The 23,906-nt window shown below is 62.9% G+C and carries 34 protein-coding genes and 1 pseudogene; 12 read left to right on the top strand and 23 right to left on the bottom strand.

All coding sequences use genetic code 11. The features are described from left to right. Positions 1 to 26: 26 nt before the first annotated feature. The 7 genes from ACRQ5Q_RS24460 to ACRQ5Q_RS24490 are packed head-to-tail and all read right to left on the bottom strand — an operon-like array spanning position 27 to position 2,380. Positions 27 to 929, bottom strand: a complete 903-nt coding sequence (locus ACRQ5Q_RS24460) for a hypothetical protein (protein ID WP_439392578.1) — start codon at positions 927 to 929, stop codon at positions 27 to 29. Positions 930 to 950: 21 nt separating this feature from the next. Next, positions 951 to 1,199 (bottom strand): hypothetical protein, encoded by a 249-nt coding sequence (locus ACRQ5Q_RS24465; protein WP_439392579.1) that lies wholly within the window; start codon positions 1,197 to 1,199, stop codon positions 951 to 953. Then, positions 1,196 to 1,519 carry a hypothetical protein gene (locus ACRQ5Q_RS24470; RefSeq protein ID WP_439392580.1) on the bottom strand — a complete coding sequence of 108 codons (324 nt, stop codon included), beginning with the start codon at positions 1,517 to 1,519 and terminating at the stop codon, positions 1,196 to 1,198. The genes ACRQ5Q_RS24465 and ACRQ5Q_RS24470 overlap by 4 nt, the downstream gene beginning before the upstream one ends. An 11-nt stretch (positions 1,520 to 1,530) precedes the next feature. Then, complete coding sequence (locus ACRQ5Q_RS24475; RefSeq protein ID WP_439392581.1) at positions 1,531 to 1,743, bottom strand: hypothetical protein; 213 nt, start codon at positions 1,741 to 1,743, stop codon at positions 1,531 to 1,533. 2 nt (positions 1,744 to 1,745) lie between these two features. Continuing rightward, entirely contained in the window at positions 1,746 to 1,934 is a 189-nt protein-coding gene (locus ACRQ5Q_RS24480; protein WP_439392582.1) for a hypothetical protein, read from the bottom strand. Positions 1,935 to 1,956: 22 nt separating this feature from the next. Then, a complete protein-coding gene (locus ACRQ5Q_RS24485) occupies positions 1,957 to 2,235 on the bottom strand; it encodes a hypothetical protein (protein WP_439392583.1) in 279 nt (92 codons plus the stop codon). Beyond that, the gene (locus tag ACRQ5Q_RS24490) at positions 2,216 to 2,380 is read right to left on the bottom strand and encodes a hypothetical protein (protein WP_439392584.1); all 165 of its coding nucleotides are present in this window, start codon (positions 2,378 to 2,380) and stop codon (positions 2,216 to 2,218) included. The genes ACRQ5Q_RS24485 and ACRQ5Q_RS24490 overlap by 20 nt, the downstream gene beginning before the upstream one ends. 250 nt (positions 2,381 to 2,630) lie before the next feature. Here ACRQ5Q_RS24490 and ACRQ5Q_RS24495 point away from each other — a divergent pair, with 250 nt between their 5' ends. After that, positions 2,631 to 2,942, top strand: coding sequence for a hypothetical protein (locus tag ACRQ5Q_RS24495; RefSeq protein ID WP_439392585.1), 312 nt, complete (start codon positions 2,631 to 2,633; stop codon positions 2,940 to 2,942). 158 nt (positions 2,943 to 3,100) lie between these two features. Beyond that, complete coding sequence (locus tag ACRQ5Q_RS24500; protein WP_439392586.1) at positions 3,101 to 3,685, top strand: hypothetical protein; 585 nt, start codon at positions 3,101 to 3,103, stop codon at positions 3,683 to 3,685. 52 nt (positions 3,686 to 3,737) lie between these two features. Here ACRQ5Q_RS24500 and ACRQ5Q_RS24505 read toward each other — a convergent pair whose 3' ends face one another. The 14 genes from ACRQ5Q_RS24505 to ACRQ5Q_RS24570 all read right to left on the bottom strand — a co-directional run bounded on the left by ACRQ5Q_RS24505 (position 3,738) and on the right by ACRQ5Q_RS24570 (position 13,772). Then, positions 3,738 to 4,034 (bottom strand): hypothetical protein, encoded by a 297-nt coding sequence (locus ACRQ5Q_RS24505; protein ID WP_439392587.1) that lies wholly within the window; start codon positions 4,032 to 4,034, stop codon positions 3,738 to 3,740. A gap of 18 nt (positions 4,035 to 4,052) precedes the next feature. After that, positions 4,053 to 4,376: a hypothetical protein gene (locus ACRQ5Q_RS24510; RefSeq protein WP_439392588.1), complete on the bottom strand. Its 324-nt coding sequence runs from the start codon at positions 4,374 to 4,376 to the stop codon at positions 4,053 to 4,055. A gap of 202 nt (positions 4,377 to 4,578) precedes the next feature. Beyond that, entirely contained in the window at positions 4,579 to 6,831 is a 2,253-nt protein-coding gene (locus ACRQ5Q_RS24515; RefSeq protein WP_439392589.1) for a hypothetical protein, read from the bottom strand. Next, positions 6,828 to 7,226, bottom strand: coding sequence for a hypothetical protein (locus ACRQ5Q_RS24520; RefSeq protein WP_439392590.1), 399 nt, complete (start codon positions 7,224 to 7,226; stop codon positions 6,828 to 6,830). The genes ACRQ5Q_RS24515 and ACRQ5Q_RS24520 overlap by 4 nt, the downstream gene beginning before the upstream one ends. Beyond that, entirely contained in the window at positions 7,207 to 7,476 is a 270-nt protein-coding gene (locus ACRQ5Q_RS24525; protein WP_439392591.1) for a hypothetical protein, read from the bottom strand. The genes ACRQ5Q_RS24520 and ACRQ5Q_RS24525 overlap by 20 nt, the downstream gene beginning before the upstream one ends. Then, the gene (locus ACRQ5Q_RS24530) at positions 7,473 to 7,802 is read right to left on the bottom strand and encodes a hypothetical protein (RefSeq protein ID WP_439392592.1); all 330 of its coding nucleotides are present in this window, start codon (positions 7,800 to 7,802) and stop codon (positions 7,473 to 7,475) included. The genes ACRQ5Q_RS24525 and ACRQ5Q_RS24530 overlap by 4 nt, the downstream gene beginning before the upstream one ends. After that, a complete protein-coding gene (locus tag ACRQ5Q_RS24535) occupies positions 7,802 to 8,542 on the bottom strand; it encodes a response regulator transcription factor (RefSeq protein ID WP_439392593.1) in 741 nt (246 codons plus the stop codon). Before ACRQ5Q_RS24535 ends, ACRQ5Q_RS24530 begins: the two co-directional genes overlap by 1 nt. Beyond that, positions 8,539 to 8,847, bottom strand: coding sequence for a DUF2312 domain-containing protein (locus tag ACRQ5Q_RS24540; RefSeq protein ID WP_439399861.1), 309 nt, complete (start codon positions 8,845 to 8,847; stop codon positions 8,539 to 8,541). The genes ACRQ5Q_RS24535 and ACRQ5Q_RS24540 overlap by 4 nt, the downstream gene beginning before the upstream one ends. A gap of 74 nt (positions 8,848 to 8,921) precedes the next feature. Further along, a complete protein-coding gene (locus tag ACRQ5Q_RS24545) occupies positions 8,922 to 9,551 on the bottom strand; it encodes an ssDNA-binding protein (protein ID WP_439392594.1) in 630 nt (209 codons plus the stop codon). Then, a complete protein-coding gene (locus ACRQ5Q_RS24550; protein ID WP_439392595.1) occupies positions 9,552 to 10,907 on the bottom strand; it encodes a DUF2800 domain-containing protein in 1,356 nt (451 codons plus the stop codon). It abuts the gene before it with no gap. A 10-nt stretch (positions 10,908 to 10,917) separates the two neighbouring features. After that, on the bottom strand, positions 10,918 to 11,493 hold the full coding sequence (locus ACRQ5Q_RS24555) for a hypothetical protein (protein WP_439392596.1): 576 nt from the start codon (positions 11,491 to 11,493) through the stop codon (positions 10,918 to 10,920). Continuing rightward, positions 11,490 to 12,851 carry a helicase-related protein gene (locus tag ACRQ5Q_RS24560; protein ID WP_439392597.1) on the bottom strand — a complete coding sequence of 454 codons (1,362 nt, stop codon included), beginning with the start codon at positions 12,849 to 12,851 and terminating at the stop codon, positions 11,490 to 11,492. Before ACRQ5Q_RS24560 ends, ACRQ5Q_RS24555 begins: the two co-directional genes overlap by 4 nt. Positions 12,852 to 12,921: 70 nt before the next feature. Then, entirely contained in the window at positions 12,922 to 13,278 is a 357-nt protein-coding gene (locus ACRQ5Q_RS24565) for a dATP/dGTP diphosphohydrolase domain-containing protein (protein ID WP_439392598.1), read from the bottom strand. A gap of 74 nt (positions 13,279 to 13,352) precedes the next feature. Further along, the gene (locus ACRQ5Q_RS24570) at positions 13,353 to 13,772 is read right to left on the bottom strand and encodes a RusA family crossover junction endodeoxyribonuclease (protein WP_439392599.1); all 420 of its coding nucleotides are present in this window, start codon (positions 13,770 to 13,772) and stop codon (positions 13,353 to 13,355) included. Between the two features lie 631 nt (positions 13,773 to 14,403). On the opposite strand from ACRQ5Q_RS24570, the gene ACRQ5Q_RS24575 reads away from it, so the two are divergent. The 8 genes and pseudogenes from ACRQ5Q_RS24575 (at position 14,404) to ppx (ending at position 21,545) form a co-directional block, all read left to right on the top strand. After that, complete coding sequence (locus ACRQ5Q_RS24575; RefSeq protein WP_439392600.1) at positions 14,404 to 14,733, top strand: helix-turn-helix domain-containing protein; 330 nt, start codon at positions 14,404 to 14,406, stop codon at positions 14,731 to 14,733. Beyond that, positions 14,711 to 14,806 (top strand): annotated as a pseudogene (locus tag ACRQ5Q_RS24580) (hypothetical protein); the annotation flags it as partial. The gene ACRQ5Q_RS24575 and the pseudogene ACRQ5Q_RS24580, both read left to right, overlap by 23 nt. Before the next feature lie 65 nt (positions 14,807 to 14,871). After that, positions 14,872 to 15,987 (top strand): site-specific integrase, encoded by a 1,116-nt coding sequence (locus ACRQ5Q_RS24585; protein ID WP_439392601.1) that lies wholly within the window; start codon positions 14,872 to 14,874, stop codon positions 15,985 to 15,987. Beyond that, the gene (locus ACRQ5Q_RS24590) at positions 15,987 to 16,229 is read left to right on the top strand and encodes a hypothetical protein (protein WP_439392602.1); all 243 of its coding nucleotides are present in this window, start codon (positions 15,987 to 15,989) and stop codon (positions 16,227 to 16,229) included. Before ACRQ5Q_RS24585 ends, ACRQ5Q_RS24590 begins: the two co-directional genes overlap by 1 nt. Before the next feature lie 150 nt (positions 16,230 to 16,379). Next, positions 16,380 to 16,922 (top strand): CDP-alcohol phosphatidyltransferase family protein, encoded by a 543-nt coding sequence (locus ACRQ5Q_RS24595; protein WP_439375123.1) that lies wholly within the window; start codon positions 16,380 to 16,382, stop codon positions 16,920 to 16,922. Positions 16,923 to 17,015: 93 nt separating this feature from the next. After that, the gene (locus tag ACRQ5Q_RS24600) at positions 17,016 to 17,693 is read left to right on the top strand and encodes a chromosomal replication initiator DnaA (protein ID WP_439392603.1); all 678 of its coding nucleotides are present in this window, start codon (positions 17,016 to 17,018) and stop codon (positions 17,691 to 17,693) included. Positions 17,694 to 17,834: 141 nt separating this feature from the next. After that, the gene (locus tag ACRQ5Q_RS24605) at positions 17,835 to 20,027 is read left to right on the top strand and encodes an RNA degradosome polyphosphate kinase (protein ID WP_439392604.1); all 2,193 of its coding nucleotides are present in this window, start codon (positions 17,835 to 17,837) and stop codon (positions 20,025 to 20,027) included. Between the two features lie 15 nt (positions 20,028 to 20,042). Further along, positions 20,043 to 21,545 carry an exopolyphosphatase gene (gene ppx / locus ACRQ5Q_RS24610; RefSeq protein ID WP_439375120.1) on the top strand — a complete coding sequence of 501 codons (1,503 nt, stop codon included), beginning with the start codon at positions 20,043 to 20,045 and terminating at the stop codon, positions 21,543 to 21,545. Between the two features lie 4 nt (positions 21,546 to 21,549). Here the strand turns inward: ppx and ACRQ5Q_RS24615 are convergent, their stop codons facing one another. Beyond that, positions 21,550 to 22,410 (bottom strand): TerC family protein, encoded by an 861-nt coding sequence (locus tag ACRQ5Q_RS24615; protein ID WP_439392605.1) that lies wholly within the window; start codon positions 22,408 to 22,410, stop codon positions 21,550 to 21,552. 45 nt (positions 22,411 to 22,455) lie between these two features. Then, positions 22,456 to 22,878: a nucleoside-diphosphate kinase gene (ndk, locus tag ACRQ5Q_RS24620; protein WP_439375118.1), complete on the bottom strand. Its 423-nt coding sequence runs from the start codon at positions 22,876 to 22,878 to the stop codon at positions 22,456 to 22,458. A 311-nt stretch (positions 22,879 to 23,189) separates the two neighbouring features. Between ndk and ACRQ5Q_RS24625 the strand changes: the two genes are divergently transcribed. Next, positions 23,190 to 23,447 (top strand): sulfur globule protein precursor, encoded by a 258-nt coding sequence (locus ACRQ5Q_RS24625; RefSeq protein WP_439375117.1) that lies wholly within the window; start codon positions 23,190 to 23,192, stop codon positions 23,445 to 23,447. Between the two features lie 224 nt (positions 23,448 to 23,671). Further along, positions 23,672 to 23,845 carry a hypothetical protein gene (locus ACRQ5Q_RS24630; RefSeq protein WP_439392606.1) on the top strand — a complete coding sequence of 58 codons (174 nt, stop codon included), beginning with the start codon at positions 23,672 to 23,674 and terminating at the stop codon, positions 23,843 to 23,845. The last annotated feature ends 61 nt before the right edge of the window (positions 23,846 to 23,906 follow it).

The following is a 23,906-nucleotide window of genomic DNA, read 5'->3' on the forward strand; positions in this document are numbered from 1 at the left end:
AGCTGTCAAATTCTATTCGATACAAACTAGCCGAGCACGTTGCCTGGCGGCACGCCGGCAGGAAGGTTGCGCGGCTGCAGGAAGATCGGCAGCGGGTCGTCCTTCGCCTCAGTCATGTGGGCGCGCAGGCGATCGGTGTTCGTGACGTCGCTGCTGATCGCGACGGGCTTGAACTGCAGGACTTCGGGTGCTTCGGACGCCAGCGCGTTAGCGTTGCCGGCATCCTGGTCTTCGAGCAGCGGAAGCAGTTCGGCCGCGTGCAGAGCGGCGTGGGCTGCGTTGATGGCGGCTTGCTTCTCTTCCACGGAGACGGGCTTCGGTGCGGGCTGATTCTCATCGCCGCTGTTGGCCGCGATCGGGACACTGCGGATAGCCGCAACGGTACGCGCGATGTTCTCCCGTGCGGTTTTCAGTCGCGCTGCGACGTCAGCAGGGTCCGGGACATTCGAGAAGTCGATCGGCTGGTGCTCGTCACCACTGTCACCCTGCACGGGCTCGACGGTCGTTTCCTGCTGCCCCTGGTCAATGATCGGGAGCTCCGGGCGGACGTCGGTCTTCTCCGGTTCGATCGCTTCGGCAACCTTGGCGTTGATCTGAGCCTGTAACGGCAGCGGGATCTTCGCCTCCGGGCTGATCGTCAGCGACTGCAGTGCTTTTGTGCCCTCGCTGACGGGCGCCGCCCCGGCTTGCGGGCGCGATACCTTCAGCATGGTCAGCGCGGCCGTAGCGACGGCCTGCGCGTGCTGGCGGGTTTCATCGAACAGCGCGACAGCTTCCATATGCCGTCCCTGCAACGCGATGTGCTCGGTCTGCAGGGCGGACAGCGCCTGCTTCAGCTGCGCCGCCTCGGACTTCACGCTGTCGAGGTTGGCGAGCGCGACGGCAAGGTCGTGTTCGATGGTGGCGACTTGATCGGCAATTGCGGGCATGTCTATGGTCTCCGTTGGTGTTTAAGGGGTCGGCAACGTCGAGACGCAATCCGTCCCGCCGGGGCCGCATTTGGTTTCGAACTCTATACGGTCGCGGTCTTTGCTCATGTCGAACGCACGCCAGTACGCAACTTGCCCGTAGCCGCCGTGGTTATTCGACCATTCGTGGCAAACCGCTTCGCTTCTGGCGATGACGAGCTTCTGCTTGAAGTCCAGCCAACCGGACGACGCGACGATTTGACAGACGAGTAGGATGCCGGTCAGGTTCATTCGGGGCTTCCCAGATTGCGCGTCGGCTCCCAGCCGGAGCTGCATTCCGTGCAGACCCAGCCGTCAAATACAGCGTCGTGCACGCCTTCGCGCTGGCCGCAAACCTCGCAATCGTTCCGTCCGAGGCCGACGCAGGCCGCAACTTCTTCGCTCGGGTACTTCTCGCCGCAGAACGGGCAGAAGCTCGCGAACACGAGAATCGGCTTGCCGCGTTTCTTGTCGTCGAGCTTGATAGTGCTGACGAACGGCTGTTGCCGACCGATCAACGGCAGTTCGATTTTCGTGTTGTGCTCGGCCAGCTTTTCGTTGACCTCTTTCATGCAATTGCACATCAGGTGTAGTCTCCCCGCAGCGGCAGCTGCTTTTCGAGGGTCTTGCGGACGGCGTTGGCCCCGAACGGGCTGAGCTCTGAGAACCGGCCGACGCGCCAGAATTTGCGCGCCTGCTCGACGCGGTAATGAGCGTCGGCCTGGCCGTAGTTCACGGTAAGGCAGCGCACGACAGCCCGCAGGCTCTCGTGTTCGGAGCTCTCATAGACGTGCATGGCTAGTAGTCCTGCATGCCGATGTGTTGGCAGATCGCGTGCAAGATGTTGCGCAACTCTTCGTCTTCCACGAATTCTTCGATACGGCTGTACATAGATAGGTTCGCGCGACGGTTCCGCTCGCGTTCTGCGGCTTCCTGCTTGCGTGCCCACGCCTCGCGTTTCTCTTTTTCGCGCTCTCTGCTCGACATGTTGTGATTGATCCTCCGTTGGTCAGTCGAAGATGCTGCGGTCAGGCAGTTGCGGTGGTGAAGGTTCGGCCCCGCCAGGCGTATTCGGCTCGACGTGCTGATCCGGGCCTACTGGCGCCGGCGGGGCCGTCTCTTGCGGGAATGCCGCAAGAATCGCGTCAGCTTCGGTCGCGCCCTTGAAGGCGTAGACCTGGCCGCCGTCGTAAATTTCGAGCGTCACCTCCCCGCCCGGCTCCATGGCGTAGACGGCGAGCGCGAGATCCGGGCGAGCGCGACGCAGATCATCCAAAGATGGTCGCATCGGTCTTCTCCGGCGCTGCATCCTTGCCCGGGAGGCGCAGGCCGAGCCCTTTGCGCAAGTAGAAGTCGATCGTGCCCGCGAGCGAGCGGCCCTCCGCTACGGACTTCTGGTCGAGCTTCGCGCGCAGGCTGTTGTCCAGCCACATGGACGTGCGTTTCGAGCGCTGGTTTTTCGGCTTCGGTTTTGACAAAGGTTGTGCTCCGTAGTGCGGGAAGCGGTTCAGGTAGAAAATCCGGCCCGCTGCACGCGGGTGCCTGGCAGGACGATTAGGGCTGCCACCCCTATCCAGATTTTCCGCCTGAATCGCTTGTATCAAGTTGTATGTCGTTTGTATTCCATTGTCAATAACAACGAGAGACAGTACATTCGGGAACCGCTATTTTTGTGAGGCCGCGATGTCCTACTCTGGCAACCAGGCGCTGTTCACGGCACGGACGACCGACGGCAACAGCAACGGTGCCGACTGGCCCGGCGGGCGCGGTGTCTTTGCAGTTGTTGGGACGTTCAACGGCGCCACGGTCAAGTTGCAGTGGACGCCTGATGGTACGAACTGGCTCGACGTCGATCAGAACGGCGATACCTTCGTGACCAAAACAGCGGCCGGTCACGGCGGCTTTGAGCTGCCGCAGTGTCAGGTGCGCGCGGCGCAGTCAGGCTCTGGCGGTGCGACGAGCCTGACGACCACCGTCGGCGGCTTGCGCGTCTAATGGCTTTCCCGCTCTCCTACCCGCTTACGCACGCGAACAGCCGCACGATCTCTGCGGTGGGCGATCCTCTCGGGCCGGCGTACCCAGCGTCGACGGGTTTCATCTGGGGCAGCGTTCAAATCGTTTGGGCCGGCGGCCTGCTGTATTGGAGCTGAGCGATGTACGATCTCAAATCGACCGCCGCAGACACGGACGGGCCGACCGACGACAACAGTGTTTTGTTTGGCGCCGATAACCAGGGCGCAGCAACGCCAAAGCCTTACAGCTTCGGTGGCATAAAGGCGTGGATCAAGAGCTTCCTTACGGGGCATCTTCCGGGAGAGACGAGCAACGGGAACGCAGCCGCGGGCGAGCTCGGCGAATATATCGAATCGGAAGTGCTGTCCGGGGCTGCGGTAGCGTTGACCACCAATACGGCTGCGAACGTGACCTCCTATACGTTCCCGGCCGGCGACTATGAAATCAGCGGGGCCGTAGTGTTTTCGCCGTCTGGCGGCGCGGCCCCTACCTTCCTGGCTGCCACCACAAACACGGCATCTGCCGCGCTCCCTACCGCCCCGAACAAGGGTGCTTATAACGGCCTGACCCTGGCGTTCACAGCAAACCAGGCGCAGGTTATGTCGTTTGCGCCGAGGCGGCACAGCTTCGCCGCGAACACCACCGTTTATCTAATCGCCTACGGGACGTTTTCCGCGGGCGCGCTCAGCGCATACGGCATCCTCAAAGCGCGGCGCGCTAGATAGCTGAGCCGTGCGCCGGCTGTCACGGCTGCGCTGGAATTAGCAGTCTAGTCCCTCAGGGGGTGCGACGGGCTAAGGCGTCATCGATCATTGCGCGCCAAGCGTCGCCAAGGGCGCCAAATCCAATCTGGCTGCCCAGGTCGGCTGCGCAGGCGTCCGATTCTGTCAGCGCGGCATGTCCGGCAATCCGCATGCCTTGGGAGCAGTCGCGCATGGCCTTGATAGCTGCACGCCCGAGCTCGTCCTTATGGCCTGCCAGAAAGAGACCGAAGGCCGACGCTAGAGCCTTGTCGCCGCGCTCCGCTATTACCTCGGCCAGGGCGGCTTCTATTCGCAGGGTGATCTCGCTCATCGCTTCCTCTCATCTGGCTTAGGTGCGCGAGTATAGCCGAACCGGGTAGGTCGCCGGCCGATCGCGGACATAGAAATTTTCATCCCACTCGATGTCAATGTACGCCTCGTTGTGCCCTTTGGCTGTCACACCGTAGGGCCTAGTCCTGCCGGCGCGGTACATCAGGACTGGCTCCAGCTCGCTCACCCAGCGCCCCAGCGCGTGGCGGATGCCAGCCTCGACGTGCTGCGCCTCCGCAGCCATAACCTTGTCCAGAAAGGAGTCCTTGAGGGATAGGGGCGTGCTCATGATGGCGTCGATCTCATCTCGCGACAAGGTCCAGTCAGGTGGCGGGAGTGCCATGGGCTACCTCATTCTATTTATGTCAGAAGCCCTAGATGTTTCGCGGCGTTGAGAACGCGCGCATGAAAGGTGCTCCCGACGTGGCTGATCCAGCCTCATTGAATAGCATAAGAAGCTCCTCAACAATAAAAACCACATCGGCTTGCAGATCGTCTTTGTTCGGTGATTCCTTCATCGGCTCTCATCCCCGGGGGGTTAACACTTAGTCCTTCCGGTACCGCTTGCCGACGAAACCGCTCGCCGTCAACGGCAGGCCGGCCGCCCAATCTGGCAGCCGGCAAATCAGGTCCTCGAAGAATTTCAGGTCGCTCGTCCCGCGCGGCTTCTCGGTGATGATCTCGTCGTGCACGTGGCCGACAACGGGGTAGCCATTCGCCTCGGCGAGCTTGATGCCGTTCTCGAGCAGGTCGAGCGCGATTGCCTGAACGATGTTCTCGAAAGCGAGGCCGCCGTAAAGCGCAAAGCGGGTCCAGCGCTTCGTGACGCTGTCGACGCCGAGCGCCGTCGGGGACGGCTTCGCCTCGCTCTCGATCTTGGCAAGGCCGACGGAAACCAGCGCTTCGGCGTGGCGCCGCTCCATGACGACGGCCTCTTCGTCCCAAGTGCCCTTCCCGTCTCCGTGCCGCACCCAAACCTGTCGGGACAGCCGGGGCGAGCCATAGGCGAGGCAACGGCCGCCGCTTGGCAGCCGGCACCACAGGAAGCCCATCTTGACAAGGTAGGACACCTTTTTGACGGTGATGATCTGCCCGGGGTTCTGGATCGCCTGCACGATCGCGTCCTGCAGCGCCGGCCAGCAGCCCGTGATCGCGGGATGCGTGGCGCGCCAGCCGACCTTGACGAGCTCGGCGGCCAGCCACGCCTTGCGGGAAAGCACCTTTGTCGTCGGGTCCCCGCGCTTCACGCAGGCCTCGTAGCGCTTCTCGGCGGCCGCCCGGCGCTCATCTGACGCCACACCCCACACGGGTTCGTAGACGGGTTCGATCTTGAGGCTGTAGTTGCGCGCCATCGACCGGAACGCCCCCACCCCGCCCTGGTATTGCAGGGACAGCTCAGAGACCTTGCCGACCTGGCGCCGGGGATCCTTTTTGCCGATTAGGTCCGTTGTCGTGTTGAAGATGCCAGCCGCCGCGCGCCGGTACATATCGGGCAGCTTCTCCTCGTGATCGTGCATGATCTCGAAGAGCGCCTTGACCTTCCACGTCTCGTCGGCGAACCACGCCGCGACCGCGCCTTCAATGCCGGAATAGTCGGCGACGCAGAGCTCGTGCCCCGGGGCGGCCCAAATGAAGCTGCGCATCGCGTCGGAGACGAGATGCAGCGGCTTGCCGAGCTCGTCGCCGTAATTGAGGCGCAGCCATTCCGGATCGCCGTGGCGGAAGTTCTCGAACAGGACTTGCAGGTCGAGCTTTTCCTTCTCGGCCAGATCGCTGTAGATCTTGCGCGGCCGCGGCAGGTTGTGAAGCTGCGCGCCGACGGACGAGTAGCGCCCCGTGCCAGCCGCGCGGAACAGGAAGGCGCCGCGCACGCGATCGTCATCGCCGGCGCGCTTCAGGAAGGCGACCAGCTTCGACGTCGATGTCTTGGCCGCTTCCTGGCGCAGTTCGAGCGCGGTTCGGACGTGCGCCGGCAGATCGTCGGTCTCTAGCAGTTCTTCGATCTCGGCCTTCGCCGCCGACGGGATCGGCACACCTTGCGCGTTGATCCACTCGACGAGCTTCGAGACCTGGCTGCAAGCCGTGACCGCTTTGTTCGTGACTTCGGCCATCCGCTTGTCTAGCAGGACCTTGGCGCGCTCGACGAGGCGCAATGCGGCACGGGCCGACTTGACGTCGATCCGGATGCCTCTGTCATTTACCGATTCCGAGATCCAATACATCTGCTGATCGGCAGTCGACAGCGGCACCATGCGGCTGTCCGCCTCATGTTCAGATTCGACGTCCGTATCGCAATACGATCTAAATTGCTCGAAACGTTCCGGATGATCTGCGGGCTCGTGAAAATAAAGCCCCGGCGGCTCGTCCTTCTTCGGCCGCCGCGGCACAGAAAAGAACCGGATCAGCGCCATGCCGTCTTTGTTCTTCTGAGCGTCGAGGCCGAGCGCCGCACCAAGGCCGGCGAGATCGCGCGGGAGCGCCATCGCGGCTGCAGTAGCCGCTGTGCAAACGAACGCTTCGAGCCGCGGCTTCGGCCAGCCGTAGCGCTTCGCCAGGACGTTCCACCAAATCAGGCGTTCGAACCCCGCGTTGTGAGCTTTGATCGTGCCGCCGCTCTCGACATGTGCGCGGATGTCGTCAGGGCAAGGCTGGCCTCGCAACCATCGGCGGGTCGGGCCATCGCCGATCTTGTACGACGCCATCAGCGCTTCCGTGGTCGGATGCGTGCTGTAGCGATAGACACCTTCAGTCTTGATGTCGACGGCGCTCCGTGTTTCCCAATCAAGACTCAGCGTCACAGCGCCGCCCCCTGCTCGTCAAGAAAGCCCTTCTGTTGCAGCAGGCAGCGCCGCTTGTGCCAGTTGTTATTCTGGCGGATCGTCGCCCACGACAGGTTATAGCGGCGGTTGTTCGCGCTGTTGCCGTCGCCGTGATCGCCGATCGTGTGATGGATGCTACGCGGCCGCTTCCCTGCCCGCTTCAGAATCTCTTTGTGCATGTAGACTTTGATCCGCTTCCGCGTGCCGTCTGCAAGCCGCGTCCATGTGGTGCGGGTCGCGTAGAACTTTTTGCCGGTGCTGTTGAACGTCGCCTGCCAGCGCCACTGTCGTGCCCACTCGTAGTCGATCGGATCGACGACGACGTACTTCGTCTCATCCAGCCAGATTTGGCACTCAGCCGAAGATGTTGTCATCTTCAGGCGGTTCGGGTTCGAACACTTCGCGTGCAGCCACCATCTCGGCGTCACGCACTTCGAGCTCAGGTGTGTCGCTGAGAAGCTCGGCGATTGCCTCGCCTGGCGTCGCGCCGTTGCGGATACGCCAGCCATTGTGACTGACGGCCAGATTTGCCTGGTAGCCGCCAGCGGACGGCCACAGCGAGAACCCGTGCATCTTGCCGGCAGCGTGCAGCTCGTCGAGCCGCTTGATCAGATCGTCGCTCAATCGAAGATCCCCACCGGTTCGGCCGGCGCTGCGGCCTGCTGCCCTTCCTTCGCGCGTTCAGACACGGCCGCCGCACTGAACTTCAGGTCGTAGGCCTCCGTCGTCGGCAGCTTTTCGATCGCCTTCGCGAGCGCGGAGGACGGGGTGTCGTCGATCTGCGCAATGTGCGTGCCCGTGCGGCCGAGCGTCAGGTAGCACTGCCAGCCACCACCGTGACGCCGGCTGAGCGATACGTTCGTTACGCGACCTTCGGCGGCCAGGGCGTCAAGTTCGTCTGCGATGTTGGGTTGGTCAACGTCTCGCCATTCGTCCAGAACATCGCTCATCAGACCGTCTCCGCGAAACCGACGGGATTGCTAACCGTCGGGGGTCCGAGCCCCACCTTCTCGACGACGGGGTCTTCGAGCATGTAGCCACGGCCCCAAATCGTCCGTACGACGTCGCCGGCTTCTAGGCCGGCTCGGGACAGTTTCTTCCGCAGCTTGCAAATGAAGACGTCGATGATCTTCAGCTCCGGCTCGTCCATCCCGCCGTAGAGATGGTTTAGGAACATCTCTTTCGTCAGGGTCGTACCTTTGCGCAGCGACAGCAGTTCGAGCATCTGATATTCCTTGCCGGTCAGAGGCACAGACTGGCCGTCGACGCTGACAGTGCGCGTGTCGAGGTTCAGCAACATACTGCCCGTTTGGATCGTCGACGCGGCGTGGCCCTTCGAACGGCGCACAACGGCATGGATGCGTGCGACCATCTCGTCCCGGTGAAATGGCGACGACGTGTAATCGTCCGCCCCGCGGCTGAGCGAACGCGCGACGAGCTCAGGGGCGTTCCTGTTCGCCAGGACGATGACCGGCGTCCTGACGTTGGCCTTGCGCATTGACAGCACGGTATCGTCGTGCGTGGCCGACGGTGTGTTTCCGCAGATGACGATGTCGTAGTCGTAGAGCTTGGCGAGATCCAAACCCTCTTCGCCGTCGTCGGTGGTGTAGACGTTGAAGCGCTCCGATTTCAGCCAAAGCTCGATCGACTGCGCGACGGCGGGGTCCTTCTCGATAAGAAGCACCCTCATGTGAACACGTCCATTCCGATCGCGTGCATGTAGGTGTGGAGGATCGTATCCGCCTCCTGGCGCGTGGCCGGGTCGAGCTTACGTAGCTTGACGATCGTGCGGAGCGCCTTGACGTCGTAACCGTTCCCTTTGCTCTCCGCGTAGACATCGCGGATATCATCGGAAATCGCCTTCTTTTCCTCTTCGAGTCGCTCGATTCGCTCAATGATCGATTTGAGCTGATCCTTGGCGAACTTCGTCGCGGCGTTGTTGGCGCCTTCGCTGTTGTCGCCGATCACGGCGCGCGGATTGTCTGCTTTGGTCATGGGCACTCCGGTCAGGGTTTGCGGTGAAACAGCGGGACGTATCCCGCTGTATTGCGACGCTTGATACAACAGAGTCAGCCAAAAAGGCCGCCAGCACCCTTCGATGCCAGTGTAGCAACCAGTTCGGTGCCGCCCTCGTCGGCGATCGTCTCGGCCCACTTGTCGACGTCAACACCGCCGCCCCCGCCGAGCCGATCGCCTTCCTTCGCGAGCTGCAGCATGTCGATGCCGAAGGTCAGGCCTTTGCCCTTTTTGGGGTTGTCCCAGGTGAAGCTGTGCAGCACGCTGTAGCCGAAACAGCCGCTCCAGAGCTTATCTTTCGAGACGATCGGCAGCTTCTTCTGGTCAACCAGCACGGGCCGGTAGGCCTCGCCGGACTTCACGCGAAGGAACCAATGCCCCGGGAAGCCCGCATGCGGCTCGCCAGTCGCCTTGCTCTTGCCCTGCGGGCCGTCGCCGTCGAGGAACGGGCTGTGGATGATCTTGTCCTTGATCATCTTCATCGCCTTCTCGGCGCCGCCCCACTCAGCAGCGGCCGCCTCAAGGGCGGCTTTCTCGTAGACGGCCAGGCTGTCGCTCTTCGGAATTAGAATGGTGCAACCCCAGTATTTGTTGCCCCAATCGTCTTCTTTCACCTCGAAGAGGCCGTCGACAAAGGCGACGCGCACGAGGCCCGTCTTGAACTGTTCTGATCTGCTGCCCATTTAAACCTTCTCACTTTCATCGTTGAAGAAACGATCCACACCGGACGGGATTGCCTGGCGCGTCGTCTTGTCGGCGCGAACGAGGTTCGTCCCGCCCGCTGGCGTTTCGGACAGGCCGGCAACCAGCGATTCCTTTTTGCCAAGCGCTTTGCGGACCTGTTTCGGTGTCTTCAGCTTGGCTGGATTGGTGTACTTCTCGGAGGGGAGCCCGGCCGACTTCGCGGCGGCATGGACCTTGTCCTCGGTGCCAGGCAGCCAGATTTCCCGTTTTTCCTTCGGCACGAGAATGTAGTTCGGGATCGTCGTGCCGGCTTCGGCCAGCTTGTGCGCCATAGCGCGCCTCGCGTTGATCCAGTCTTGAATCATGTCGAGCATATCGAGATCGGCCGCGATCATCTCCGGCGTATCGAACGTTGGGTTGTTGCTGATCTGCGGCTTGTCGAGATCGTCAAACCACACGTGCGCGGCGTCAAGCGCCTTCTGCTTCAGCGCCGGGCAATTGCCCTCCGACGGGCAGAACTCGCAGTTGCCGGGCTTGAGCCATTTCGCCCACCACGCAGCGAACGGCATCGTGTCGAACTCGTCGTCGGCCTGCTTTGCGAGCTTCATGCGCTCGAGCAGTTCGGCCGTCCACTCGACGAGATCGGCTACGTGTAACGTCTCACTGCGGATCTTCCGGTCCTTCGAGACGTAGATTGAACCATCAACCGACAGCAATGACCCGTCCGGCTGAACGATGAACTCGATATCTTTCGGCAACACGTAGCTGGCACGGGGCTGGATGATAACCGTCATGACGCGCTCGACGTCGAGCCCGCGGTTCGCTAGCAGCGAGCCGAGGCCGTAAGTCCGAAGCTGCTTGCTGCCGGCCGCCTCGACAACGCCACGCCCACCCTTCAGATCGTCGATCTCGAGCAGCTTCCAGCGCGGAAAATACATGACCGTGTCCCCCGTGCCGCCAGCGTCATAAGGGCCGCCGAGACGGTCAAGCGGCAGCGGTTGCTCGTGAACGACGACCGGCTCTTCGCCGAATTCCTGCACGTAGGCGGCAACACGGCCGCGTACATAATCGACGTACATTTCGGTCGTCTCGGCAACCTCTTCGTCGACGTCGATCTTGTGTTGCTTGGTCGTTTCGACGGTGCCAATGTATTCGTCGGGGTGGCGGTTGTGCCTGAAGCACTTCTCGGCGAGCTGATGACACGCCGTACCCCAGGCGGCCGCATCGCTCTCAACCTCCGGGGCTGGATTTCGACGGTTGAGAGCGATGGCGCCGCTACAGTTCCAGTTGCGGGCGGTAGAGCTGGCCGCCCAGGTGGCATGATCTCTGTCTGCGTGAACGGCCAGCTTGGTCATGTCGGTTCCCTTACTTCGCCGCCTTGGCGGCGTCGACGATCAGCTTCAGCTGCACGATCTTCTCGGCGGTGATGCCATCACCTTCGATGTCGCGGTTCTTCGGGTTCTTCTCGATCGCGGTGGCGATGCCGATGACGGCCGCGGCAAGCTTGGCCTGGTCGTCGGGGATCTCGCTGATCTTGGCGAAGCCGATCATGTCGGCGCCGTCTGCCTGCGCGTTCGCCATGCCGTATGCCTGTACGTAGCCGCCGAGCATCGTCCGGACGTGATCATGGTTGAGCTTCATGGGCTCCGGCGCCTTCTGCTCGGCCGCCTCGTCCTTGACGTCCTGCTTGGCCTCTTCAACCTTTTCCGGCGTCTTGGCGGCGGCTTCAGCGGCAGCGGCTTCCGCAGCTTCCTTCGCGGCCTTCTCGGCGGCCTTCTTTTCGGCGGCCGTCTGGCGTTTCGTGGTTTCCGTCTTCTCCGGCTGATCGGGCGCGATCGGCGGCGAAGTCACAGTCGCGATTGCTGTCGAGCCAAGCATTTCGCGCAACTGCGCGTGCAGTTCGCCGACGCTATTGGCCTCAAGGTGCAGATTGATCTTCATGCGGTGGTGTCTCCTATGACTTCTCGTATTGCGGTCCAGAGCATCAAGAGCCTGGCCTGAATTGCCTCGTCGATTGAGCCTTCGATCACACAAACCCGGACGATGGCTTGGCGGGTCTGCGTGTGGTTGGTGATCCGCAGCGACATTTGCTTCATGTCTTTCGGCGTAAACGACGCCTCCACGAACCAAAGGACGGCCGCGCTGCTGAGATCGATTGCTTCGCCGGCTGCGACGATCTGCGCGAGAAAGACGCGCTTCGATGCATCATTGAGCCACTGCTGTTCGATGGCGCCGCGCTCCGTGGCAGGCGTGGCGCCGTCCAAGCGGAGCACGCCGAACTCGGCGAGCTCGTGCTGCAGGATGTCGCCGACTTCGCGGTGCCAGTAGGCCAGGACGATTTTGTCGAGCCCGCCGGCAAACTCTTCGCGTACAGCGTCGGCCACTGCCGGTGCCTTGATCAGGCCGGTTTGCCGGCGCAGCGGCCCAAGGTGCATCTCAAGGTCGCGCGTCTTGCCGGCGTCGATCGCTGCGAGGACGGCCGACCGATCGGCGTCGCCGTCAGCAGCGCGCCTGGCGGCGTCCGAGACCATTAGCGGTAGAAGCTCGTAAACGGGCGGGCGAATGCCGACGTCGGCCTGTGTACGGAGCAGGAAGAAGCCGGCCATGCGCTCGCGCAGCTCGTCGAGATTGCGGCCACCCACGACGACCGGGATCTTGCGGAAGCGCGACGTCGCCTTCATCCGGACGATACAGTAGCGGTGCAGGAAGTCCTGCGACTTCGTGACGTCGGCCCACCCCTTGGCCTCGTCGGCCTTCAGGCGCTCCGGCGCGAGCGCGCGGAGCATCGGATAGGTGTCAGCGGGCGAATGCGGGAGCGGCGTCCCCGTGAGGCACCACACGCCCTCCCCGCGATCGGCAATTGCCGATGCCGTGCCGCGGAAAGTACCGCCGTCGAGAACGTCGCCGTAGACGGCGCAGGTTCGCTTGGCGTCGAAGCTCTTTGCGTAATGGCTCTCGTCGAGGATGACGCGGTCGAACCGCTGTTGCAGCAGCGCTGCCCGCATTGCCGGTTCGGCGATCTGCGGCCAGCCGACGATCGTAACGCCGCGGAGCCGTTCCCGGGGCGGCCGGTTCAGCACGCGCACGTCCCGCGGGAAAGCGGACCATTGTGGCACCGCGCGCTTCCAGACCGGCCGCCCCGATGCAGTCGTGACGATCAGAATGTCTTGTTCGAGATTGAAGTCCGCCGCCAGGATTGCTGCGCCCGTCTTCCCGACGCGGGGCTCGTCCGCGAGCAGCGCGTTTTTGTTTCTCGCGAGAAACAGCGCGCCGCTGATCTGTGTCGGGAGAGGCTGCATGAAACCAGGCAAACCGGCTAAGCTAGGAAATGATTAATTGTATTACGTTGTATCACGCTATTTGATACAGTCAAGACGTGATTTTGCGCGGCCTGTCGTCTGTCCCCTCGCTCCGCGCTTCGAATGCGATCAGAAACATCAAGCAGCAGGACGCGTGCCAGAGATGCGGCTTGCCGGTCTCGGCGTCGTTCTTCTCGCCGCGCCACCACGCCCACAAGTGACGCATCAGGGCGCCGAACGGGCGCGACCACGACATACCTTTTTCCCAATTGCGCTCGCCGTACTTCTCAGCGCCGAATGTCAGGATCTCGGCCGTGCCGAACAGCATCTCCGGTGCAATCAGGTCGATGCGCGCCTTGCCAGCGTCGAACTTCGAGCCTGCTTCCTGCTTCTGCTTCTGCTGGACGAGGCCGCTAACGACTTTCACTTCACGCGCTGGGCAACTCAGCGCATGGCCCATGCCGACGGCGTAACCGCAAGTGCAGCCTGAAGATGAACTTGTCACGCGAAAACTCCGTTGTCGACCGGCGTCACTCGAATCTCGGTGCGCGGCCGGTCGCTGTAGAACTTGCGCACGCGAGCATCGACGACCTGCTTGTCGTCGATCCACACTATGAGGTTGAGCGCGTCGGTCAGTTTTCCGCCGTTGTCCCAATCGGGCTTAACGGTGGGCCGAATCTTGCCCGCCAACGCGTCTTGGCGGAATCGCGCCGGCTTCGAGGCCGGCACGGCGAAATACATCTTGACATCGAGCTCGAGCGGACCGTCGAGCGGCGGGCGTCCTGCCATAGCGAGCTGAGCCGCATAGGCAAGCCGTCCCTCAAAAGACACTGTGCGTTCCGGGGTGTAGGCGTGCCCATCTGCCGCAGTCTTGACGCGTTCTTTGCCGCGCGGGGCACCCGCTAAGGTGAACTCGATCAAGCTATCAGCACGCCGGTGGGCTTGCGATAGGCGTCTATAGTCTTGGAGCAGGCCGCCCGCAGCCGGTCGCTCTCTGTATGCATGTGTATTCCGTAAAGTTCATTAATATGGAACTCGACGTCCTCGGCGTTTCCCGCCCGGTCAGCGGCGGTAAGATCTCGTTTTATAGCGAAATACTGGCTTAGCTCTTGGGATCTGCGGCTGGTTAGCATTTGCGGTGATGCCTTAAAGTTGAAACGAATTTTAGCCTTTGTATGCACCTGTATCAAAATGTATGGCAACCTTAAGACACAAAGTCAACAATTTTCACTTGCATAATTCCTGCGCTTCCCGCGAAAATATGCGGTTTTTCCGCGCCTGACGGCATACGCTACGCTGCGAAGCGGCGCGCGTTAGAATTTGTTTTAAAAGGTCTTTTGCGACGCTTGACGTATGCCATACGCCGGGGTATGCATGACATACATTAGGCATACACATAATCCACAAGTGTGAAGTCCTTATAAAGTAGCAAAGGCGTTCAAAAATGGCTAAGTCTTCACGTACACATCTGCCACCTAGAAAACATTCAAAGTCGCCTCTCATTCCCAAGCAACTCACCAAAGAAGAATTCGCGCGACGCTTGTATAAGCTGATGCTCGACAAGGGCTGGCGGCAGGCTGATCTCGCGCGCCAGGCAGGCATCCCGCGCAATGCTGTGTCGGTGTACATCCGGGCGGCATCGCTGCCGACGCCCGCGAACCTCGAGAAGCTCGCGAAGGCTCTCGATGTGAAGCCGGAGCAACTGCTGCCAAACTACACGGAAAGCGCCATCGAGCGGGACAACCCCGAGCTCGAATTCCGCGTGTCGCCGGCCGATCCGTCGAAGGCGTGGTTACGCATTAATCGCCTCGTGCACACATCGACAGCAATTAAAATCTTCTCGCTGCTCGACGCCGACGATGCGAACAAAATTCCTGACTGAAGCGGAAGTCGCGGCCGAGCTCCACTGCTCAACCTCTACGGTCAAGCGGTTACGGCTCACTGGACAACTTGGATATCTCAAACGTCGGCCGGTTTTGATCGGCGCGGACGACCTTGACGCTTATCGGGAGCGTATCAAATGCCGACCTACAGCTTGCGACAGCACGACAACGGCACCTTCTACATTCACTGGACCGAAGGTCGACGTTCAAAGCGTCAGAGCACTGGCCAGACGGAAGAGGTTGCGGCGCAAATTTTCCTCGGCGAGTGGTTGAAGGGCGAGGCCGCAGACCAAGCCGGTGCGACGCCAATCTACACCGTCCAAGATCTGTGGGACGATTACTTCAAGAGGCACGCGGAAAAGAACTGCGCCGACACGCGGTCATTCAATACGTGCTGGAATAATCTGCAGCCTCACTTCGGGGCGCTGACCCTGCCGGAGCTCACCCGGAAGGGCGCCGACAACGTCGACAAGATCGAAGAGTACATCCTGCTGCGGGAAGACGGTGAAATCGGCCGCTGCCCCGCTACGTCAGGAACGATCCGGGGCGAGCTCACGCGCATGCTGGCATGTTTCAACTGGCACGCTGATCCCAAGCGCAAGACCATCAGCAAGGCCGACGTGCCGGTCTGGGAGATGCCGCCGAAGAGCCCTCCCCGCGACCGCTGGCTACGCGTTGACGAGATCCGGAAGCTAATGGCAGCCGCGGCCGATCGCAGCGCGCAGAGCAGCCGCATGTCGCGGGTCGAGCGGTTCCTGTGGTTGGCGCTGGAAACGGCAGCTCGCCGACAGGCGATCCTCGAGCTGACATGGGGCCGAGTCGACTTCGAGCTCAATCTGATCGACTACCGAGTGCCAAGCCGCGCCGTGACAAAGAAGAGGCGCGCCGTGGTGCCGATATCGACGACGCTGCGCCCTATCCTGCTGCGGGCCTATGAAGAGCGCCAGGGAGATCTGGTTTGCGACAACCAATCGTGCATCTGGCGGGCCGTGAAGTCCGTCGCCAAGCAGGCCGAGGTTGAGCGGGTAAGCCCCCACGTCTTGCGCCACACTGCGGCCACCCACATGTTGAGGAACGGGGTTCCGATAGCGACGGTGGCCGGCATCCTGGCCGACACGATCGAGACAGTTGAGCGCACCTATTGGCATCACATCCCGAGCGCTGGCGCAGGGGCCGTCGAGTTGCTGGCCGGCAAGCTGTTGGCCCTCACCCCGACCGCGGAGCCAACCAAATGCCCGGAAAGGAACGCGTGATGCAGGATATCGTGGAGCGGTTGCGGTACTGGTTGTCTGATAACCCCGCCTGTGTCGAGGCGGCCGACGAGATTGAACGCTTGCGGGACGCGCTGCGGCCTTTTGCCGACTATTACGATCTGCTTGAACGCAACGGCTATTTGGACGGCTACGCCCTAGTTTCGATGCAGGGCGACGCCGTCCTCGGCCATGCGGGAGTTCAGGCTAGGGACCTAAAGGCGGCGAAAGAAGCTTTGAGTTAGGGCGCGCTTTTGGGCGCAAAATGCCCAAATTGGGCGCGGTTCCCGAACCGGCGTAAGCTACAAAGCGCGATACAGACCGGAAAAATGCAAGTGAAAATAAACGGAAGCTGGAAATATCTAGTCAATACAACGAGGTACAAAAACGCGAGTGTGAGTATTCCGAACATCATTACCCTGGGCCGCATCATGCTGGTCCCAATCATCGTCTGGGCCATCGTGTCCAGCCAAATGGAGGTGGCGTTTGCCGTCTTCCTGATTGCGGGCATCAGCGACGCCGTCGACGGCTTCCTGGCCAAGCGCTTCAATATGGCGAGCGAGCTCGGTGCCCTGCTGGATCCGCTCGCAGACAAGGCGCTGCTCGTGTCGATCTACCTGGCGCTCGGCATCTGGGGCGACATCCCGCGCTGGGTCGTGATCCTTGTTGTGTCGCGCGATATCATGATCGTCGCAGCCGTGATCGTGTCCTGGCTGTTCGACAAGCCGGTCGAGATGAAGCCATCGAAAGTATCCAAGCTAAACACAGCCGCCCAGGTCGCCTACGCCGCCCTGGTGCTGGCGTCTCTTGCCTTCGGCTTCAGGCCTGAGCCCTATGATATGATCATGATGGGCCTCGTCACGGTCTTCACGCTCTCCTCCGTGTCGCTCTACCTCGTCGAGTGGCTGCGGCACATGAGCACGATCGAGGCCAAATGAGATGGGACGCGGCCCCGCAAAAGGCCAACTCCCGCTCGATCAAGTCGAATCTCGTCAAACCAAGCCGGCGCGCCGGCACGGAGCAAAGCTAGCGTGGCAGGCCGCGTTCACCCCCGACAATTGGCATTCTCGCTTCCGCATGCGGAGAGCCTCAGCCGGGACAATTTCCTCGAAGGCCCTGCCAACGCCGCCGGCCTCGGCTTGATCGACGGCTGGCCGGAATGGCCGAACCGCATCATGTGGCTGGCCGGGCCCGAAGGCAGCGGCAAGAGCCATCTCGCCGCGATCTGGGCCGAGGAGGCCGGCGCTCGGTCGACCACCGCCAATGCTCTCACCGCTGCGGGCGTTCCGGCCGCGCTCGCCACCGGTGCCCTGGTGGTCGAGGATCTCAGGGCGAAAAATTTTGACGAACGCGCCCTCTTCCACCTGATGAATCTCGCCCGCGAGGACGGCGCCTTCGTCCTCTTCACCGGACGTGACGCACCGGCCTCGCTCGATATCGAGCTCCGCGACCTGCGCTCGCGGCTGCGCGCCGTGCCTGTGGTCACGCTGCTGACGCCCGACGACCAGCTGTTCCGCGGCCTCATCGTCAAATTCTGCGCCGATCGCCAGCTCATTGTGGACGAGAGCGTGGTCGGCTACCTCGCCACCCGGCTGGAGCGGTCCTCGGCGGCGGCCCGGCAGGCCGTGGAATTGCTCGACAGCGAGGCCCTGCGCCTCGGCCGGCCCGTCACCCGGGCCCTGGCCGCCGAGCTGCTGCGGGACGCCTGACCCTCGCCCGGTCCTCACACTGCTTGACGGCGCGGAGCGGCGGAACATCAATGTCATCGAAACGTCATCGCTCTAACACATGCTCCCGCCGGTTTTGCGCATAAGTCGCAAATTGGGGTGAACTGGATGGATCGACCTCTCATGGACTCTGCGCAAGCCGTTGAAATCAAAGAAAAAGCCGCGGAGACCGAGGGCCTCCCGGCGATCGCATCGAGCCCCGAACGGTTCATTAACCGCGAACTGTCCTGGCTGCATTTCAACCGCCGCGTCCTGGAGGAATCGGTCAATCCGAGCCATCCGATGCTGGAACGGGTGCGATTCCTGTCGATTTCGGCAAACAACCTCGACGAATTCTTCATGGTCCGCGTCGCCGGCATCAAGGCACAGGTGCGCGAGGGCATCGCCGAGCGGAGCCCCGACGGCCTGACGCCGGCCGAGCAGCTCGCGCTGATCAACCGCACCGTGTCCCAGCTCGCCTCGGACCAGCAGGCGATCTGGCGCGACCTGCGCGGCACGCTGGCCCACGTCGGCATCGTCCTGGTGGACGGCAAGGACGTCACCAAGCCGGAACGGACCTGGGTGGAGGACTACTTCCTCAACAACGTCTTCCCGCTGCTGACGCCGCTGGCGATCGACCCGGCCCACCCCTTCCCGTTCATTCCGAGCCTCGGCTTCACCATCGCGCTCCAGCTCACCCGCGCTGCCGACGGCAAGCAGATGAACGCGCTGATCCGCATGCCCGGCAAGATCGACCGCTTCATCCGCTTGCCCTCCGAGGGCAAGGCCGTCAGGCTGATTTCGCTGGAACAGGCAACCGCCCTGTTCATCAACCGCCTGTTCCCCGGCTACAATTTGCGCGGCCAGGGCGCCTTCCGCATCATCCGCGACTCCGAGCTCGAAATCGAGGAAGAGGCCGAAGACCTCGTCCGCCTGTTCGAGACCGCGCTGAAGCGCCGCCGCCGCGGATCGGTGATCCGGCTCGAGATCGACGCCAAGATGCCTGAAGAGTTGCGCAACTTCGTGCAGCATGCGCTCTCGGCCGCCGACGACGAGGTGTTCCTGGTCGACGGCGTGCAGGCGATGAACGAGCTCTCGCAGCTCACCCGCCTAGATCGGCCCGACCTCGAATTCACCCCTTACGTGCCCCGCCATCCCGAGCGCGTTCGCGAGCATGGGGGCGACATCTTTGCCGCGATCCGGCAGAAGGACCTGATCGTCCACCATCCCTATGAATCCTTCGATGTCGTCGTCCAGTTCCTGCAGCAGGCCGCGCGCGACCCCGACGTCGTCGCGATCAAGCAGACGCTCTACCGCACCTCCAACAACTCGCCGATCGTGCGCGCGCTGGCGGAGGCTGCCGAAGCCGGCAAGTCCGTCACCGCGCTGATCGAGCTGAAGGCGCGCTTCGACGAGGAGGCCAACATCCGCTGGGCGCGCGACCTGGAGCGCGCCGGCGTGCAGGTCGTCTACGGCTTCCTCGAATTGAAGACGCACGCAAAGCTCTCGATGGTGGTCCGCCGTGAAAGCGGCAGCCTCACGACGTACGTTCACACCGGCACCGGCAACTACCACCCGGTCACCGCGCGTATCTATACCGATCTCTCCTACTTCACCTCGGATCCGACCATCGGCCGCGATGCGGCGCGCGTGTTCAACTTCATCACGGGCTATGCCGCGCCGAGCGATCTGGAAAAAATGGCGGTATCACCGCTGACGCTGCGCAAGCGCATCATCGAGCACATCCAGGGCGAGACCGCGCATGCGCGGCACGGCCGTCCCGGCGCGGTCTGGATGAAGATGAATGCGCTGGTCGATCCCGACATCATCGACGCGCTCTACGAGGCCTCGCAGGCCGGCGTGCAGGTCGAGCTGGTGGTGCGCGGCATCTGCTGCCTCAGGCCCGGCATTCCCGGCCTGTCGGAGAACATCCGCGTCAAGTCGATCATCGGACGCTTCCTGGAACACGGCCGAATCTACTGCTTCGGCATGGGTCAGGGCCTGCCGAGCGCGAAAGCGGCTGTGTATATCTCCTCGGCCGACATGATGCCGCGCAACCTCGACCGCCGCGTCGAGGTGCTGTGTCCGCTGCAAAATCCCACGGTGCATCAGCAGGTTCTCGAACAGATCATGGTCGCGAATCTGAAGGACAATGAGCAGAGCTGGCAGTTGTTGCCGGACGGTTCCTCAACGCGTATGAAGGCGGCGAAGGGCGAGGAGCCTTTCAACGTCCACAACTACTTCATGACAAATCCGAGTCTGTCTGGCCGTGGAAAGTCGCTCAAGGAATCCTCGCCGCGCCGTCTCACGCGCCGGAATGAACGTCATCACTCCTGATCCGGGATCCCTGACGTGACGCGGCCGCGCAAGCGCGGCGGCACTGTCGCGGTCATCGACATCGGTTCCAACTCGGTACGTCTCGTCGTTTACGAGGCGCTGGCGCGGAGCCTCATTCCGATCTTCAACGAAAAGACGCTGTGCGGCCTCGGGCGCGAGGTGCAGAGCACGGGCCTGCTCGCGCCCGATGCCGTCGACAAGGCGCTGACCTCGCTCAAGCGCTTCCGCGCGCTGTGCCGCGTGATGCAGGTCGGTCGGGTGTTCGCGATCGCCACTGCCGCCTGCCGCGACGCCTCCAACGGCCCCGACTTCATCGCGAAGGCCGAGCGCATCTGCGCCGTCAAGATCGAGATCCTGTCGGGTCCGCGCGAGGCGCGGCTGTCGGCGCTTGGCGTAATCTCCGGGATCCACCATCCCGACGGCATCGTCGGCGACCTCGGCGGCGGCTCGCTCGAGCTGATCGACGTGCGCAGGAACAGCGTGCGCAGCGGCGTCACGCTGCCGCTCGGCGGCCTCGCGCTGCAGGACCTCGCCCACAAATCGCTCAAGCGCGCCGACCGTATCGTGCGCGAGGAGCTCGACGAGGTGCAGCTGCTCACTGCCGGCCGCGGCCGCGCCTTCTACGCCGTCGGCGGCACCTGGCGCGCGCTCGCGCGCATCCACATCATCCAGAGCGGCTATCCGCTCCAGGTGATGCACGGCTATTCGATTTCCGCAGCCGAGGCGCTCGACTTTTCTCGCAGGCTGCGGCGTCTGGCGGCCGCCGACATGCTCGCCGACATCGAGATCGTCGCTGACGCACGCCGCCCGCTCCTCACCTATGCGGCCTTGGTGCTCGAGCACATCATCCGCGTGGCGAAGCCCAAGACGATCGTGTTCTCGACCTTCGGCGTGCGCGAGGGCCTCTTGCACGAGAAGCTGCCGGAGGCCGAGCGCAACAAGGACGGACTGATCTGCGCGGCGGAGGAGCTCAATGAGCTGCTGTCGCGCTCGGCCAGGCACGCCCGCGAGCTGATCGCCTGGACCGATCGCCTCGTGCGCGTGGTGAAGCTGCGCGAGACCGAGGAGGATCGCCGCCTGCGCCACACCGCCTGCCTGCTCTCCGACATCGGCTGGCGCGTGCACCCCGATCACCGGGGCGAGCAGACGCTCAGCCTCGTCGTCAACGGCAATTTCGGTGCGATCACCCACACCGAGCGCGCCTTCGTCGGCCTGTCGGTGTTCTATCGCTATGCGGGTCTCAGTGAGGAGAACCAGCCGCCGGTCACCATGCAGGAGCTGCTGACGCCGGCGCAGCTCGAGCGCGCCCGCCTGCTCGGCGCGGCGTTCCGCGTCGCGCATCTGATCTCGGCGGCGCGGCCGGGCGTCTTGACCGCCACGCATTTCCGTACCCAGGGCCGCAAATTGATGCTGGTGTTCGAGCACCGGCTCGTGGATCTCGTCGCCGACCGCGTCGGCAGCCGCTTCAAGCAGCTCGCTCGCCTTGTCGGACGCGCCGGCTCCATCGTCCGGCGCTAAAGAACTACTTCGCCGACGCCTTGGCGTGCCGCTCGGAGGATTCCAGCGCGGCCGCACTCAGGCTACGCCGTCGCCAGATCGTGCCGACGACCAGCACGACGACGACACCGAGCGCCGCACAGAGATATTCGCCGCCCGACCCGCCATGGCCGAATTGCAGCGGGATGCGCAAGCCGGCGAGGATCTTGTCCAGCGAGGCACCAAGCGGGCCGTCGAACAGCGTGTGCAGCCTCGGCGCCACGCCGGGGTCGGTCGCGATCACCTCGCCAGCGATCCAGCCGAGCAGCGCAGCACCGGCCCACACCAGCACCGGCAGCTTGGCGAGCAGCGCCATGATCAAGGCCGCACCGGCGACGATCAGGGGCACGCTGATGGCAAGGCCGAGGATCAGCAGCGGCACGCTGCCATTGGCGGCGGCGGCGACCGCAATGACGTTGTCGAGACTCATAACGATGTCGGCGACGACGACGATCTGCACCGCCTGCCACAGATGCGAGGCGGACTCGACGTCGTCCTCATCCTCGTTTTCCGGCACCAGCAGCTTGGCCGCAATCACGATCAGCGCGAGACCGCCGACGAGCTTGAGGTACGGGAGCTCCATCAGGCTCGCGACGATGCCGGTGAAGATGATCCGCAGCAGCACGGCCGCGCCGGCGCCCAGGATCATGCCCCAGAGCCGGTGCCGCGGCTTGAGGCCGCGGCAGGCAAGTGCGATCACCAGCGCGTTGTCGCCGGAGAGCAGGATGTTGATCCAGATGATCTTGCCGACCGCAATCCAGAACGTCGGCTCGGCCATCTCATTGCGGAACTGGGTGAAGAATGCCCCGATCGCAGCGGGATCGAAGATCTGCCAGAGCCAGTTCACAATGAGTCCTTATCCCCCGTCAACTTAAGTGTTTCGGCTGACGAATCAGCCGACGATCTCGTTGCCCGAGAAGAACTGCGCGATCTCGATCGCGGCGGTCTCCGGCGCGTCAGAACCGTGCACCGAATTCTCGCCGATCGACTTTGCGTAAAGCTTGCGGACGGTGCCTTCGGCGGCCTTTGCCGGATCGGTCGCGCCCATCACTTCGCGATACTTGGCGATCGCGCCCTCGCCCTCGAGCACCTGCACCACGACCGGGCCCGAAGTCATGAACTCGACGAGCTCGCCGAAGAACGGACGGGCCTTGTGGACTGCATAGAAGGTCTCGGCCTGTTCCTTGGTCATGCGGATGCGCTTCTGCGCGACGATGCGCAGGCCCGCCTTCTCGATCACGGCATTGACCGCGCCGGTCAGGTTACGCTCGGTCGCGTCGGGCTTGATGATCGAGAAAGTGCGTTCGATGGCCATTATCTTGTCCTTGGGAAGAAAGCGGTGGTTCGGAGTTGCGGGGGCTTATATCGGCGCCTTTGCCGGACGGCAAGCGACCGCCAGACACCCCACACGGGCGCTTCGCCGCAGGGCAGCCCAATCGGATTTTGGGTGGATTACCGAGATTTCACCCAGATGAACCGAATCTGAAGCCACCATTCAGGGTTTGGTTCAGCCTCGCTGGCGTAGGGTCGGGCTTATCGAAACCGAAGCTTGATCAAGGGCGGAACGTTTCGGCGGCCTTTCCATCGACGCGATAGCCCCGCGCCGGCAGTTTTGAGGAGATCACCATGTTGAGGAAACTTTCGCTTGCCGCCGTTGCCGCGGTCGCGCTGGGTGCCGCGCTGGCACCGACCTCGGCCTCCGCACATTGGCATGGCGGCGGCTGGGGCTGGCACGGAGGCGGCTGGCACCACGGCTACGGCTGGGGTGGCCCGCGCTTCTATGCCTATGCCCCCGTCTCCTACGGTTATGGCGGCTGCTACGTGCGCCGGCTGGTCCCGACCCCCTGGGGACCCCGCTGGCGGCTGATCAACCGCTGCTACTGAGCCCGACAGCACCTTCTTAAAGCACCTTCCAAAGGTACCTATGCCCCCCAGGTACCCCTCTGGAGAGGCCCCGGCGATCCCCCCCGCCGGGGCCTCATTTTGGGCAGCCAGGACGAGGACATACAATTTTTGCTAGAACGTTGGACATCCCCCGAGAACGGCGAAACCATTTGGGGGGCCAATGACTTGGTACCGTGTCTTTACTCTGCAACATGGAACCGATCATGTCCGGCCTTCGCGCCAATGACAGCGAACAGATGGACCGGCGCACCAGCCGCGCGATCTGCGATGCGGTGGGCGAACGGCTCGAGCAGAGCCTGCGGCCCGACCCCCGCTTGCCGACCCATCTCGAGCAGCTCCTGAACGAGCTGAAGCGGCGCGAGCGCGAGGCACACTGAGCATGATCCGGAAAAGTGCGAAGCCGTTTTCGGGCGCCGCGCGACAAACGCGGAACGTCTT

Origin of the sequence: Bradyrhizobium sp. PMVTL-01 (assembly GCF_051861855.1) — a bacterium.
Lineage (GTDB): Bacteria > Pseudomonadota > Alphaproteobacteria > Rhizobiales > Xanthobacteraceae > Bradyrhizobium.

What these genes read in the sequence shown, in the direction of transcription:
- ACRQ5Q_RS24505 (WP_439392587.1), bottom strand. Translation starts at nt 4,034, where the DNA reads ATGAGCGAGATCACCCTGCGAATAGAAGCCGCCCTGGCCGAGGTAATA.
- ACRQ5Q_RS24545 (WP_439392594.1), bottom strand. Translation starts at nt 9,551, where the DNA reads ATGGGCAGCAGATCAGAACAGTTCAAGACGGGCCTCGTGCGCGTCGCC.
- ACRQ5Q_RS24575 (WP_439392600.1), top strand. Translation starts at nt 14,404, where the DNA reads ATGCTCGACAAGGGCTGGCGGCAGGCTGATCTCGCGCGCCAGGCAGGC.
- ACRQ5Q_RS24480 (WP_439392582.1), bottom strand. Translation starts at nt 1,934, where the DNA reads ATGTCGAGCAGAGAGCGCGAAAAAGAGAAACGCGAGGCGTGGGCACGC.
- ACRQ5Q_RS24585 (WP_439392601.1), top strand. Translation starts at nt 14,872, where the DNA reads ATGCCGACCTACAGCTTGCGACAGCACGACAACGGCACCTTCTACATT.
- ACRQ5Q_RS24540 (WP_439399861.1), bottom strand. Translation starts at nt 8,847, where the DNA reads ATGACCAAAGCAGACAATCCGCGCGCCGTGATCGGCGACAACAGCGAA.
- ACRQ5Q_RS24470 (WP_439392580.1), bottom strand. Translation starts at nt 1,519, where the DNA reads ATGAAAGAGGTCAACGAAAAGCTGGCCGAGCACAACACGAAAATCGAA.
- ACRQ5Q_RS24555 (WP_439392596.1), bottom strand. Translation starts at nt 11,493, where the DNA reads ATGAAGATCAATCTGCACCTTGAGGCCAATAGCGTCGGCGAACTGCAC.
- ACRQ5Q_RS24500 (WP_439392586.1), top strand. Translation starts at nt 3,101, where the DNA reads ATGTACGATCTCAAATCGACCGCCGCAGACACGGACGGGCCGACCGAC.
- ACRQ5Q_RS24465 (WP_439392579.1), bottom strand. Translation starts at nt 1,199, where the DNA reads ATGAACCTGACCGGCATCCTACTCGTCTGTCAAATCGTCGCGTCGTCC.
- ACRQ5Q_RS24475 (WP_439392581.1), bottom strand. Translation starts at nt 1,743, where the DNA reads ATGCACGTCTATGAGAGCTCCGAACACGAGAGCCTGCGGGCTGTCGTG.
- ACRQ5Q_RS24630 (WP_439392606.1), top strand. Translation starts at nt 23,672, where the DNA reads ATGTCCGGCCTTCGCGCCAATGACAGCGAACAGATGGACCGGCGCACC.
- ACRQ5Q_RS24530 (WP_439392592.1), bottom strand. Translation starts at nt 7,802, where the DNA reads ATGAGCGATGTTCTGGACGAATGGCGAGACGTTGACCAACCCAACATC.
- ACRQ5Q_RS24495 (WP_439392585.1), top strand. Translation starts at nt 2,631, where the DNA reads ATGTCCTACTCTGGCAACCAGGCGCTGTTCACGGCACGGACGACCGAC.
- ACRQ5Q_RS24460 (WP_439392578.1), bottom strand. Translation starts at nt 929, where the DNA reads ATGCCCGCAATTGCCGATCAAGTCGCCACCATCGAACACGACCTTGCC.
- ACRQ5Q_RS24485 (WP_439392583.1), bottom strand. Translation starts at nt 2,235, where the DNA reads ATGCGACCATCTTTGGATGATCTGCGTCGCGCTCGCCCGGATCTCGCG.
- ACRQ5Q_RS24625 (WP_439375117.1), top strand. Translation starts at nt 23,190, where the DNA reads ATGTTGAGGAAACTTTCGCTTGCCGCCGTTGCCGCGGTCGCGCTGGGT.
- ACRQ5Q_RS24560 (WP_439392597.1), bottom strand. Translation starts at nt 12,851, where the DNA reads ATGCAGCCTCTCCCGACACAGATCAGCGGCGCGCTGTTTCTCGCGAGA.
- ACRQ5Q_RS24550 (WP_439392595.1), bottom strand. Translation starts at nt 10,907, where the DNA reads ATGACCAAGCTGGCCGTTCACGCAGACAGAGATCATGCCACCTGGGCG.
- ACRQ5Q_RS24535 (WP_439392593.1), bottom strand. Translation starts at nt 8,542, where the DNA reads ATGAGGGTGCTTCTTATCGAGAAGGACCCCGCCGTCGCGCAGTCGATC.
- ACRQ5Q_RS24490 (WP_439392584.1), bottom strand. Translation starts at nt 2,380, where the DNA reads ATGTGGCTGGACAACAGCCTGCGCGCGAAGCTCGACCAGAAGTCCGTA.
- ACRQ5Q_RS24590 (WP_439392602.1), top strand. Translation starts at nt 15,987, where the DNA reads ATGCAGGATATCGTGGAGCGGTTGCGGTACTGGTTGTCTGATAACCCC.
- ACRQ5Q_RS24510 (WP_439392588.1), bottom strand. Translation starts at nt 4,376, where the DNA reads ATGGCACTCCCGCCACCTGACTGGACCTTGTCGCGAGATGAGATCGAC.
- ndk (WP_439375118.1), bottom strand. Translation starts at nt 22,878, where the DNA reads ATGGCCATCGAACGCACTTTCTCGATCATCAAGCCCGACGCGACCGAG.
- ACRQ5Q_RS24520 (WP_439392590.1), bottom strand. Translation starts at nt 7,226, where the DNA reads ATGACAACATCTTCGGCTGAGTGCCAAATCTGGCTGGATGAGACGAAG.
- ACRQ5Q_RS24605 (WP_439392604.1), top strand. Translation starts at nt 17,835, where the DNA reads ATGGACTCTGCGCAAGCCGTTGAAATCAAAGAAAAAGCCGCGGAGACC.